The sequence below is a fragment of the Streptomyces sp. 8K308 genome (assembly GCF_004348315.1).
GTDB lineage: Bacteria > Actinomycetota > Actinomycetes > Streptomycetales > Streptomycetaceae > Streptomyces.
This window is the reverse complement of record NZ_SMKC01000221.1, coordinates 1-11,908: the sequence shown is the minus strand read 5'-3', so window position 1 is coordinate 11,908 and position 11,908 is coordinate 1. Positions and strand designations below refer to the sequence as shown.

General features: G+C 72.1%; 13 protein-coding genes. 6 read left to right on the top strand and 7 right to left on the bottom strand.

Annotated features, from left to right (window positions below):
• Positions 1-14: 14 nt before the first annotated feature.
• The 6 genes from E1265_RS25060 to map all read right to left on the bottom strand — a co-directional run bounded on the left by E1265_RS25060 (position 15) and on the right by map (position 6,735).
• A complete protein-coding gene (locus E1265_RS25060) occupies positions 15-1,601 on the bottom strand; it encodes an alpha-amylase family glycosyl hydrolase (RefSeq protein WP_132933275.1) in 1,587 nt (528 codons plus the stop codon).
• A gap of 50 nt (positions 1,602-1,651) precedes the next feature.
• A complete protein-coding gene (locus tag E1265_RS25055; RefSeq protein WP_132933274.1) occupies positions 1,652-2,527 on the bottom strand; it encodes a carbohydrate ABC transporter permease in 876 nt (291 codons plus the stop codon).
• Entirely contained in the window at positions 2,524-3,621 is a 1,098-nt protein-coding gene (locus tag E1265_RS25050; protein ID WP_132933273.1) for a sugar ABC transporter permease, read from the bottom strand. Before E1265_RS25050 ends, E1265_RS25055 begins: the two co-directional genes overlap by 4 nt.
• Positions 3,618-4,814: an ABC transporter substrate-binding protein gene (locus E1265_RS25045; RefSeq protein WP_165953869.1), complete on the bottom strand. Its 1,197-nt coding sequence runs from the start codon at positions 4,812-4,814 to the stop codon at positions 3,618-3,620. The genes E1265_RS25050 and E1265_RS25045 overlap by 4 nt, the downstream gene beginning before the upstream one ends.
• A gap of 241 nt (positions 4,815-5,055) precedes the next feature.
• On the bottom strand, positions 5,056-5,724 hold the full coding sequence (locus E1265_RS25040) for a biliverdin-producing heme oxygenase (RefSeq protein ID WP_132933271.1): 669 nt from the start codon (positions 5,722-5,724) through the stop codon (positions 5,056-5,058).
• Positions 5,725-5,868: 144 nt separating this feature from the next.
• Positions 5,869-6,735: a type I methionyl aminopeptidase gene (map, locus tag E1265_RS25035; RefSeq protein ID WP_132933270.1), complete on the bottom strand. Its 867-nt coding sequence runs from the start codon at positions 6,733-6,735 to the stop codon at positions 5,869-5,871.
• Positions 6,736-6,796: 61 nt separating this feature from the next.
• Here map and E1265_RS25030 point away from each other — a divergent pair, with 61 nt between their 5' ends.
• From E1265_RS25030 to E1265_RS25020, 3 genes are all read left to right on the top strand, one after another.
• Positions 6,797-7,054 carry a hypothetical protein gene (locus tag E1265_RS25030; RefSeq protein WP_132933269.1) on the top strand — a complete coding sequence of 86 codons (258 nt, stop codon included), beginning with the start codon at positions 6,797-6,799 and terminating at the stop codon, positions 7,052-7,054.
• Positions 7,055-7,120: 66 nt separating this feature from the next.
• A complete protein-coding gene (gene npdG, locus E1265_RS25025; protein ID WP_132933268.1) occupies positions 7,121-7,822 on the top strand; it encodes an NADPH-dependent F420 reductase in 702 nt (233 codons plus the stop codon).
• A 104-nt stretch (positions 7,823-7,926) separates the two neighbouring features.
• Positions 7,927-8,133 (top strand): hypothetical protein, encoded by a 207-nt coding sequence (locus E1265_RS25020; protein WP_132933267.1) that lies wholly within the window; start codon positions 7,927-7,929, stop codon positions 8,131-8,133.
• Positions 8,134-8,164: 31 nt separating this feature from the next.
• Here the strand turns inward: E1265_RS25020 and panB are convergent, their stop codons facing one another.
• Positions 8,165-9,046 (bottom strand): 3-methyl-2-oxobutanoate hydroxymethyltransferase, encoded by an 882-nt coding sequence (gene panB / locus E1265_RS25015; RefSeq protein WP_132933266.1) that lies wholly within the window; start codon positions 9,044-9,046, stop codon positions 8,165-8,167.
• Positions 9,047-9,232: 186 nt separating this feature from the next.
• Here panB and E1265_RS25010 point away from each other — a divergent pair, with 186 nt between their 5' ends.
• The 3 genes from E1265_RS25010 to E1265_RS25000 all read left to right on the top strand — a co-directional run bounded on the left by E1265_RS25010 (position 9,233) and on the right by E1265_RS25000 (position 11,873).
• On the top strand, positions 9,233-10,270 hold the full coding sequence (locus E1265_RS25010; RefSeq protein WP_165953868.1) for an endonuclease/exonuclease/phosphatase family protein: 1,038 nt from the start codon (positions 9,233-9,235) through the stop codon (positions 10,268-10,270).
• 98 nt (positions 10,271-10,368) lie between these two features.
• Positions 10,369-11,265, top strand: coding sequence for a zinc metalloprotease HtpX (gene htpX, locus E1265_RS25005; RefSeq protein ID WP_132933265.1), 897 nt, complete (start codon positions 10,369-10,371; stop codon positions 11,263-11,265).
• A gap of 23 nt (positions 11,266-11,288) precedes the next feature.
• Positions 11,289-11,873 carry a hypothetical protein gene (locus E1265_RS25000; RefSeq protein ID WP_132933264.1) on the top strand — a complete coding sequence of 195 codons (585 nt, stop codon included), beginning with the start codon at positions 11,289-11,291 and terminating at the stop codon, positions 11,871-11,873.
• Positions 11,874-11,908 lie beyond the last annotated feature (35 nt).

Genomic DNA, 11,908 nt, shown 5'->3' with positions numbered 1-11,908 from the left:
GGGGAGAAAGCCCCTCACAGTGAGAAGACGCCGAACGCGAAGCCGGCCGCCGTGATGCCCGTGGCGTCGACCGTGACGCCCATGCCCTCGGCGCGTCGGACCGCGGCCAGCTCAGGCCGCGGCAGCGGCAACGTCGCCTCAGCGCGCCGTGGGTTGACGACGATCAGGTAGCGCCCGCCCCGCAGATAGGTCAGCGGGTAGCCGGTGTGCAGCACCTCGACCTGGCTGCCGGCACCCAGCTCCGGCGTCGCCTTCCGCAGGGCGATCAGTCGCCGCACCAGGTGCAGCAGCGAGCCCCCGTCGGCCCGTTGTGCGGCCACCGTGGGGCGGTTCGGGTCGGGGTCGATCGGCAGGTAGAGCTGGTCGGCCGGGGCCGTGGAGAAGCCGGCGTTGGGGGAGTCGTCCCACTGCATCGGGGTGCGGGAGCCGGCCCGGTTGTAGCGTTCGCTGAGCTGGCTGCCCTCGTGGTCCGGCAGGTCGGGGACGAACCGCATGCCGATCTCGTCGCCGTAGTAGATGGCCGGCAGGGTGGGCCAGGTGAGCTGGAACGCGAACGCGGCCGGCAGTTGTTCCGCGGTGCGCGGGCCGCAAGCGAGCCGGGAGAAGTCGTGGTTGGCGGTGGGCAGCGTGATGTGGCCGCGGTCGCCGATCACCGAGCTGACCTCAGACCAGGCCTGGACGAACGTCTCGGCCGTGCCGCCGCCCTCGGCGTCGAAGAAGCAGTGCCGCTGCGTCCAGTGGTCGGCCACCGTGCCCTGGTTGTTGTTCCACAGCGAGCGCAGCGGCAGCCCGTCTGAGGGGCCGCCGAACTGCAGGAAGAAGTCGGAGTGGAAGCCGGCCGGCACCGACACGGACGGGTCGCCCCACTCGGCGAGCAGCGCCGCGTCCGGGTGGGTGTCGTCGAGCCAGCGCCGTAGCTCGGCCCAGAGCTTCGAGGTCTCGGCCAGCTCGGGGTCGTCCTTGACCAGCGAGTGCGCCATGTCGACGCGGAAGCCGGCGAGGCCGAGCCGCAGCCAGTGGTCCATGACGCCGCGCAGCGCCATCCGGTTGGCCTGCGGGCCCGGCGCGTCGATCGGCTGGCGCCACGGCTCGGCCGGGTCGCTGCGGGCGTAGCCGAAGTTGAGCGCCGGCTGGCTGTCGAAGAAGTTGGGCAGGTAGCTGCCTGGCCGGCTGCCGGGCGACGGCACGAAGCGCGGCGGCCGGCCCTCGGCCCAGATGTAGCGGTCGTTGCCTGGGTCGTCGGCCGCGGCCAGGAACCACGGGTGCTGGTCCGAGGTGTGGCCGGCGACGAGGTCGAGCATGACCCGGATGCCGCGCCCGCGCGCGGTCTCCACCAGCCTGGCGAGGTCCTCATCGGTGCCGTAGCGGGGGGCGAGGGTGAGGTAGTCGGACACGTCGTAGCCGGCGTCGCGGAACGGTGAGGCGAAGCAGGGGTTGAGCCACACCGTGTTGACGCCCAGCCAGGCGAGGTGGTCCAGGTGCTCGGTGACGCCCTGGAAGTCGCCGATGCCGTCGCCGTTGGAATCGGCGAAGCTCTGCGGATAGATCTGGTAGAGCACGGCGTCGGCCAGCCAGGACGGAACGGGGCGGAAGGACGACATGGCAGCGGCACACCTTTCGTAGGTCGGCTCGTCAGGTCGGCATCGTGCGCTCAGCCCTTGACGGCGCCCGCGGTCAGCCCGGAGACCACGGCGCGCCGGAAGATGAGGACCAGGACGGCGATGGGCAGGACCGAGACGGTGGCGGCGGCGAAGATCGTCCCGTAGGGAACGGTGAACTGGCTGCCGAACAGCGCGAGCCCCACCGGCATGGTCCGGTAACGGTCGGCGGTGTTGAGGGTCAGCGCGATGAGGAACTCCGTCCAACAGGCGGTGAACGTGAAGATCGCCGCCGTGAAGACGCCGGGCGTGGCCTGCGGCAGGATCACGGAGAGCACGGTACGCAGCGGCGAGGCGCCGTCCACCCACGCCACCTCCTCCATCTCCTTGGGGATGCCCTGGAAGAAATTCCGCAGAATCCAGACCGCAAACGGGACGTTGAGTGCCGTGTAGACGAGGATCAGGCCCTGGTAGCTGTTGAGCCAGCCGATGTCGCGCATGAGCAGGAACAACGGGGCGGCGAGCGCGATGGTGGGGAAGAGGGAGATCATCAGCAGCGCGACCATGATGGGTGCCTTGCCGCGCAGCGGCAGCCTGGCCAGGGCGTAGCCGGCGAACGCGCTGAGGCCGAGCACCAGCAGGGTGGCGAGCACCGAGACCACCACCGAGTTCAGCAGGTAGACCCCGAAGTGGTTGTCGGTGAAGGCGTCCCGGTAGTTGGCCCAGGTGGCGTTCTCCGGCCAGACGGTGGGCGGGTGGGTGCCGATCTCCTCCGGCGGCTTGAGCGAGGTGGTGGCCATCCAGTAGAGGGGGGCCGCCACGAAGGCGGCGATCACCAGGGCGGCCGCGTTGGGCCAGCTGAACACGGTCCGCAGCCGCCGCCCGCGGGGCGGCCTGGTGGGTGCCGCCGTGCTCACCGTCGTGGTCATGCCCCGCCCTCCTCGTCGCCGACGCGGGACCTGAACGCCCGCAGAAAGACCAGACAGCCGAGCAGCACCAGGCCGGCGGTGCTCGCGGCCACGGCGGCGCCGGGGCCGAAGTCGAGGTTGGTGAACATGACCTGCCAGCCGAGCAGGGCCAGGGACTCCGTGGCGTCGCCCGGGCCGCCGCCGGTGAGCACGAACGGCAGGTCGAAGATGCCGAAGGCCTGGAGGATCCGGAACAGCACGGCGATGGTCAGCGCGGGCCGCAACAGCGGCAGCCTGACCCGCCAGAACGCGGTCCAGGGACCGGCGCCGTCCACCCGGGCCGCCTCGGTCACCTCGCGCGGCAGCATCATCAGACCGGCGAGCACGATGATCGCCACGAACGGGGTGGTCTTCCAGACGTCGGCGACGGCCATCGACACGACGGCGGGGCCCGGCGTGCCGAGGAACTGCGGCGCCGAGCCGATGAGCCCCTCGACCACCGAGGTCAGCACCCCGTACACGCCGTTGTACATGTACGCCCACAGCTGGGCCGAGACCACGGTGATCATGGCCCAGGGGAGCAGCAGCAGCGCCATCATCCAGCCGCGGCCGGCGCTGAGCCGTTCCAGGACGAGGGCGATCAGGGTGCCGAGCACCAGCTCGGCGAGGACCGTGCCGACGGTGTAGAGCACGGTGAACAGCAGCGCCCGGCGCCAGCGTGCCGAGCCGAGCAGCATGGCGTAGTTGTCGGCGGTGATCCCGGAGAGCCGGAAGCCGTCGGACGAGACCTGGACGTCGCTGAGGCTCATGGCGACGGAGAACGCGATCGGGAAGAGCGTGACGGCCAGCACCACGAAGAGTGCCGGCGTCGCGAACACCCAGCCGAGGCGGGCGAAGCGGCGCTCGAGCGCGGTCCTGTGGTGGCTGGGGTGCGGGATCCTCCGGCGGCGCGGCCGGCCGGGGCCCGGTGGCTGGGGGGCCGGCGACGGCGCGCCGGGGGCGCCCGGCGGCACCGGGCCCAGCGGGAGGTCGCGCGCGGGCCGGGATCCGGTGTAGGGGATGGCCTGGCCGTCCTCGTCGTCGGGCGGGCCGGTCGCCGCGCGCTCGTCGCTCATAGCGCGCGGCCCTTCAGGGCCTTGCCGATGTCGTGCTGGGCGGCGCGCAGCGCGTCCCTGGGGGGCACGGAGCCGGCGAGCGAGCCGTTGATGTTGGTGAAGATGCCGTTGCTGACCTGGGCGTAGCGCGGCGACTCGGAGGGGCGGGAGACCAGCGGCACCCGGGCGGCGGCGGCCAGCGGCGGGTTGTCGCGTTGCAGTTCGCGGTCGTCGAGCACCTCGCTGACCGCCGGCAGCACCGAGTTCTCGGCCAGCATCCGCTGGGCGGTGGGGCCTGTCATCCACTCGATGAAGGCCAGGCCGGCGCCGATGGCGTCGCTGTGCGGGTTGATCATCAGGTTCCAGCCGCCGGTGCCGGAAGGACCTGGCCGGTCCTCGCCCTCGAAGGCGGGCATCGGGCTCATGCCGACCTTGCCGGCGATCCGGGAGGCCTCGGGGTTGTTGGCCTCCCCCCAGGCGTAGGACCAGTTGCGGTGGAAGGCGGCGTCGCCCTCCACGAAGGTCTGCAGCGACTGCTGCTCCTGGAAGCTGGTCATCGCGGCGGGGGCCACCCCGTCGTTCAGCAGGCCGCGCATGAAGTCCAGCACCCGGCGGTTCTCGGGGGAGTCGATGGCCGCGGCGTCGCCGTCGACGCTGCGGCCGCCGGCGGCGGCCGACAGCTCGGTCCAGTTGACGGTGAGGCCCTCGTAGTTGGCCCACTGGGCGACGTAGCCGTAGCGCACGTCGCCTGACCGCTGGAGCTCGGTGGCGGTCTCGGCCAGCTCCTCCCAGGTCTCCGGTACCGACAGGTCGTGCTTCTCCAGCAGGTCGGCGCGGTAGAAGAGGAAGCCGGTGTCGACGTACAGCGGGGCCCCGAGGTGTTCGCCCTCGTGCAGGGCGGTGTCGGCGCGTTCCTCGGGGAAGCGGTCCCAGAAGTCGTCCGGCAGGTGGGCGTCGAGCGGCATGGCGAGCTGCGCCGAGCCGAACTGGGCCGGCCAGACCACGTCGCCGCTGTAGACGTCGATGGAGCCCGAGCCGCCGGAGATCTCCGTGGTGAGGGTGGCGCGCATGGTGTCGGTGTTGTTGGGCGCCGCCTGGTAGGTCACGGAGATGTCGGGGTGTTCCCGCTCGAAGGCGTCGACGAGCCGCTGGGGCAGCCCGTCGGGACCGAAGTTGATCGCGTACCAGGTGATGGAGCCCTCGGCCGGGCCCACCTCCCGGGGAGCGACCGAGGCCGAGCCGTCACCCGAGCCGCACGCCGCGGCCAGCAGGACGGTGATGACGCAGAGCCCGCGGCGTCGTGCGCGTGCTCTGCGGATGGACGTGCCCAGGACGACTCCTTGAACTCCTTGAATGCCCTGCGAATGAGCGCCGAGTGCCTGGGCTCAGACTCGCGCTCCCACATTTCACCGCAAAGCGTAAAACGCTCTTATCGGGAAAAGTCACCGAAAACGGCTACCGGATCGGCCGGCCCGCCGCCTCGCCGAGCTCCCGGAAGACCGCGGTGTTGAGCGCGAAGGCACGCTTGCACTCGTCCACGATCCGCAGCCGCTCGGGGCCGTCGACGGGCAGCGCGTCGAGCAGCTCCCGGTACTCGCGCTTGAACGCGGCCGGGTTGGCGATCGCCTCGAAGACATAGAACCGCACCCCGTCGCCCTTCCGCGTGAAGCCCCAGGTCCGCTCGGCCGTGCCGCGGATCACCTGGCCGCCCGAGAGGTCGCCGAGGTAGCGGGTGTAGTGGTGGGCGACGTAGCCGCCCGGCCAGTCCCGCGCGACCTCCATCACCCGCGCCGCGTACGTCTCGGTGGTGGCCAGCGGGCGCAGCGGGGCCCGCCAGTCGGCGCCCTCGTGCAGGTGGTCGAGGTCCCGCTCGAGCGCCGCGGTGCGGAAGAGCTCGGGGCGCAGGAACGGGCCGGCCACCGGATCGCCGGCCAGCCGGTCGGCCGCCCCCTCGAGCGCCCGGTACACGAACCACAGCTGCTCGGTGTAGGCCCGGTAGGCCGCCACCCCGAGCCGACCGCCCAGCATGTCGCTCATGAACGAGGAGTTCTCCGCCTCGGTGTGCTGCTGCTGCGAGGCCTCGCGGATCAGGGTGGAGAACGGGGCGGTGGCGGTCGGGGTCATGCTGGCCTCCGGAGACGGTAGGCGGGTGCGCGACGGGGGCGCCGCGCACCGCCATAGTGTCTACTTAGGCTTACCTAAGTCAAGCTTTTGCCGACGGGGTGTCGGTAGACCTGAGCGCGCGTCAGGCGCGCCCGACAGCGCCGGTCAGGGCAGTGTCAGCACCTCCGCGCCGTTCTCCGTGACCACCAGCGTGTGCTCGAACTGGGCCGAGCGTCGGCGGTCCCTGGTGACGATCGTCCAGTCGTCGTCCCACTTGTCCCACTCGTGCGTGCCCAGGTTCAGCATCGGCTCGATCGTGAACGTCATCCCCGGCTCCATCACCGTGTTCGCGCCCGGGTCGTCGTAGTGCGGCACCAACAGGCCCGAGTGGAACGAGGTGTGGATGCCGTGCCCCGTGAAGTCCCGCACCACGCCGTACCCGAACCGCTTCGCGTACGACTCGACGACCCGGCCGATCACGTTGATCCGGCGCCCCGGCCGCACCGCCCTGATCGCGCGGGCCAGCGCCTCCCTGGTGCGCTCGACCAGCAGCCGCGACTCCTCGTCGAGCGCCTCCTCGCCGCCCACCGGGTAGGTCGCGTTGGTGTCCCCGTGCACCCCGCCCACGAACGCCGTGACGTCCAGGTTCACGATGTCGCCCTCGCGCAGCACCGTCGAGTCGGGGATGCCGTGGCAGACCACCTCGTTCACCGAGGTGCAGATCGACTTGGGGAAGCCCCGGTAGCCGAGCGGCGAGGGGTAGGCGCCGTGGTCGCACAGGAACTCGTGCGCCACCTGGTCGAGGCGGTCGGTGGTCACGCCAGGCGCGACGTGCTCGGCCGCCGCCGCCATCGCCCGCGCCGCGATCCGCCCCGCCACTCGCATCCGCTCGACGGTCTCGGCGTCCTGCGCGTCGGGACCCCGGTAGGGCGTCGGGCCCGGGCGACCCACGTACTCGGGGCGAGGGATGGCGGACGGCACCCGGCGGGTCGCCGAGATCGTGCCGGGGACGAGAAGAGACTGGCCAGACATGCGATCGAGTCTATGGACTCCACGGCTGGGCAGGGGACTCCTGGACGGACAGGATGGGGTCATGGCCGCACTCTTTCGACGCAAGCCCTCAGGACGCCCCGGCGAGTGGTACTACTGCCTCCGCCACCAGGCGGTCGAGGAGGGGCAGCAGTGCCCAGCCAGGGACCGACTCGGCCCCTACGGCACCAGGGGCGAGGCCGAGCACGCCATGGAGACCGCCCGCGAGCGCGAGGACGAGTGGCGCCACGACCCCCGCTGGAACGACCGCGAGGGAACGGACGACACCGACGAGACGGGCGGGGCCGACCAGGACGGGTAGCGCAGGTAACAGCGGACCGACGGCGGTCACGGCCGAACCCGCACCGCCGAATGGGAGGATTCAGGCATGACCTCACACGACGCGACGAAGCCGCCCGCCCGGGATCCCTGGCAACTGCCCGACGTATCGGACCTCGTGGTCGGCGTCCTCGGCGGCACCGGCGACCAGGGCAGGGGCCTCGCCTACCGGCTGGCCAGGGCCGGCCAGCGAGTCATCATCGGATCCCGCGCCGCCGAGCGCGCCGAGACCGCGGCGGCGGAGCTCGGCCACGGCGTGCGCGGCCTGGACAACTCCGGCTGCGCCCGGGAGAGCGACGTGGTGATCATCGCCGTCCCCTGGGAGGGCCACGAGGCGACCGTCGCCGCGCTCACCGGGGAGCTCGCCGGCAAGCTCGTCGTCGACTGCGTCAACCCGCTCGGCTTCGACAAGCAGGGCGCCTACGCCATCGTCCCCGAGCAGGGCAGCGCCGCCCAGCAGGCCGCCGCCCTGCTCCCCGAGTCCCGGGTCACCGCGGCCTTCCACCACCTGTCGGCGGTGCTCCTCCAGGACCCCGCCATCGAGAAGATCGAGACCGACGTGATGGTCCTCGGCGACAGCCGCGCCGACTGCGAGATCGTCCAGGCGCTCGCCGGCCGCATCCCCGGCATGCGCGGCGTCTTCGCCGGCCGGCTGCGCAACGCCCACCAGGTCGAGTCCCTGGTCGCCAACCTGATCTCGGTCAACCGCCGCTACCGGGCCCACGCCGGCGTCAGGCTCACCGACATCTGAGTCACGGCCGGGGGCCGGCGGCGGCGAGCCACCCGGCGCGCGGACAATGGAGACCGCACGCCGGGTGCCCGAGCCCGGGCCCCGCAGAACCGACTGGAGCCGTCATGCCCACCGCCGCCAAGACCGGCCGGCCGACCCGCGCCGCCCAGGACCGCCGGCTCGCCGGCTTCGCCCTGCTGGTCTTCGTCCTGACCGTCGCCGCCGCCGTGGTGTCCTTCGTCAACGGCAACTGGCTCGGCGTCGTCTGGGTCCTGATGGCCGGGCTCTCCTCCAACATGGCCTGGTACTACCTGCGGCGGTCCAGGGCCTGAACCCCGGGCCGCCGCCCCAGGTCCCGCGGCCTCAGTGGAAGCTGTGCTCCTCGGCCGGGTAGGCGCCGCCCACCACGTCCTCGGCGAACGCCCGGGCCGCGTCGCCGAGCGTCTCGCGCAGCCGCGCGTACTGCTTGACGAACCGGGGCATCCGGCCGCCCGGCCAGTCCGTCATTCCGGCCATGTCCGTCCACACCAGCACCTGGGCGTCGCAGTCGGGACCCGCGCCGATGCCCACCGTCGGGATGTGCAGGCTCCGCGTCACCTCCGCGGCCAGCTCGGCCGTGACCAGCTCGAGCACCACCGCGAACGCGCCCGCGTCCTGCACCGCCTTGGCGTCCCGCAGCAGCTGCTGCGCCGCCTCCTCGCCCCGACCCTGCACCGGGTGCCCGCCGAAGGCGTGCACCGACTGCGGCGTGAGACCCACGTGGGCCATCACCGGGATACCGGCCTCCACCAGCAGGGACACCTGGTCGGCCGAGCGCTCGCCGCCCTCCAGCTTGACCGCGCCCACGCCCGCCTCCTTCACCAGCCGGGTCGCGCTGCGCAACGCCTGGGTCGCGCTCTCCTGGTACGAGCCGAACGGCAGGTCCCCGACGATCAACGCGCGCTGGGTGCCGCGCACCACCGCGGCCGACAGCATCACCATCTGGTCGAGCGTCACCGGAACCGTGCTGTCGTAGCCCAGGTGCGTGTTGCCCATCGAGTCACCGACCAGCATCACCGGGATGCCGGCCTCGTCGAACACCGAGGCGGTCATGGCGTCGTAGGCGGTGAGCATCGGCCACTTCTCCCCGCGCCGCTTCGCCGCCGCTATGTCACGCACGGTGACCCGACGGTTCCGCTTTCCGCCGTAGAGCCCTGGCACCTCCGGCCGCGCGGCCGGTGCCTGGGCAGTCGTGTGCTGCGTCATCACGCTGCTCCTGTTCAGGTCGTCTCGAGGCGCCATGCCGGCGTCCCCGGATCGACCTCCATCGTCGCACCCGGCCGGCGGCCCCGGGAACCCCGCACATCCCGGTAACCGTCTTGTACTCCGACGTGACCGGGGCTCGACTATGGTTCCCCGGAGCGTAAGCGCGACGGGCAGCGAGGGCAGCGGATGGCACGGTTGTACACCCCCGACACCCAACCGGGACAAGGCCCCGAAGAGGGCGGCGAGACCGCCGCCCCCGGCGCGTCCCGACCCACGCGGCCACGCTGGGGCGACCGCGTCGGCCGCTGGCGCCGCGGCTGGTGGCCGGCGGGCTTCGCGCTGGCCCTCGCCCTGCTGATGGCGCTCCACTCCAGGGTGCCCAACACCATCGGCAACGTCGGCAGCCTCCTGCAGACCTTCCTGCCCTGGGTCGGCCTCGCCATCCCGGCACTCGCGCTGTGCGCCGTGCTGCGCCGCTCGGCCACCGCCGTGATCGCGGTGCTGGTGCCGGTCCTGGTCTGGCTCAACCTGTTCGGCGGACTGCTCGCCGACAAGACGTCCGACGGCGGCGCGCTCATGGTCGTCAGCCACAACGTGGACGCCGACAACCCCGACCCGGCCGGCACCGCCCGCGACCTGATCGACGCAGGTGCCGACCTGATCGCCCTCCAGGAGCTGCCGCAGGGCGCGGTCGCCACCTACGAGGAGGAGCTGGCCGAGGCATACCCCTACAGCGCCGTCCAGGGCACCGTCGGCCTGTGGAGCCGCTACCCGCTCACCGAGGCCCAGCCGGTCGACATCGGCATCGGCTGGGTCCGCGCGATGCGGACCTCGGTCGAGGCCGAGGGCATCGGCGAGGTCGCCGTCTACGTCGCCCACATGCCGTCCGTGCGCGTCCAGTTCAGGGCCGGATTCACGGCCGAGCAGCGCGACGACGCCGCCGACCAGCTCGGCCACGCCATCGCCGCCGAGGAGCTGCCGCGCACGGTGCTGCTCGGCGACCTCAACGGCACGATGAACGACGGCGCGCTCGCCCCGCTCACCTCCGAGCTGCGCTCCACCCAGGGCGCCGCCGGCGCCGGCTTCGGCTTCAGCTGGCCGGCGTCCTTCCCGATGGCCAGGATCGACCAGATCCTGGTGCGCGACCTCGAACCGGTCTCCTCCTGGACGCTGCCGGCCACCGGAAGCGACCACCTGCCGGTCGCGGCCAGGGTCGACCCCTAGATCGCCCCTAGATCTCCTCCTTTGATCTCCCTCTTATCGGCCCTTTGCGCCGTTTTCACCCCCACTGTTTTACTTTGGGGAGAGAAGGGAGGCGTCAGATGTCGCGCACCCGTTTCGCCCCTGACCGCGGGCTCACGAGCCGCATGGCCCTCACCATGTTCTTCCTCGGCCTGCTCTACGTCGTGCTCGTCGGCGTCCTGATCGTGCTGCTCGGCGACTCGTGGCCGCTGATCGTGGTGATCGTCGGCGGTCTCTTCTTCGCCCAGTTCTGGTTCAGCGACCGGATCGCCGCGTACAGCATGGGCGCCCGGGAGGTCACGCCCGAGCAGGCGCCGGAGCTGCACGGCGCCGTGGACCGGCTGTGCGCCCTGGCCGACATGCCCAAGCCCAGGGTCGCCATCGCCGACACCGACGTGCCCAACGCCTTCGCCACCGGCCGCGGCCAGAAGAAGTCGCTGGTGTGCGCCACCACCGGGCTGCTGCGCCGCCTCGAGCCCGAGGAGCTGGAGGGCGTCCTCGCCCACGAGCTGTCCCACGTCGCGCACCGTGACGTCGCGGTGATGACCATCGCCTCCTTCCTCGGCGTGATGGCCGGCCTCATCACCCGAATAGCCCTGTGGACGGGCCTGGGCCGCTCCCGCGACAACAACCAGAACGCGCTGCTGCTCCTCGTCCCCCTCGTCAGCGCCGTGGTCTACGTGATCAGCTTCCTGCTGACCCGGCTGCTCTCCCGCTACCGCGAGCTGTCCGCCGACCGCGCCGGCGCCCTGCTGACCGGCCGCCCCTCGGCGCTTGCCTCCGCGCTGACCAAGGTCTCCGGCCAGATGGCCAGGATCCCGACGCGCGACCTGCGGCAGGCGGAGCCGTTCAACGCCTTCTACTTCGCCCCGGCGCTGTCCGGGGAGGGCATGGGCCGGTTCCTCTCCTCCCACCCCACGCTCGAACAGCGCCTCGAGCGGCTGGCCAGGCTCTCCACCGAGCTCGGCCAGCCCTGACCCCCGATCGCGGTGATCCACCGATGGGCTTCCTCGACGTGATCCTGGGCCGCAGCAAGCCGGTCCGCCCCGATCTCGACCAGCTGTTCGCGGTCCCCTCCGCGGCGATCACCCTCCAGGCCGGCGCCGGCTTCCTGCCCACCGGGCTCGGCTCGGTCTGCTTCGCCAGCGTCGAGGGCGGCGCGTTCTCGCGTGTGCGGGACGAGGTGCGGGAGCTGCTCGACGCCGACACGGCGACCGGCGGCCTGCCGGTGGAGTTCAGCCAGGACTCCTACGGCTACACCTGGCTGCTGGCCCGGCAGTCGCCGGACGACGTCACCACCCTCGTCAACGACCTGCACGCGGTGAACACGCTGCTGCGGGACGCGGGCTTCGGCCCACAGCTGCTGTGCTCGCTGGTCGGCTTCCGGGACGCGGAGCACCGGCCGCTTGCGCTGGTCTATCTCTACAAGCGCGGCACCTTCTACCCGTTCGCGCCGATCGCGGGGGCGGGGGAGCGGCGCGATAACGAGCTGGAGCTCCAGGCGCGGGCGCTCCTGACCAACGACCTCCGTCTCGAGTCCGACCTCTCCCGCTGGTTCCCCGTCTGGGGCGCGCCCGGCCTCTGACCCGGGCCTCGCGGCCGTGCCGCGCCCAACCCACC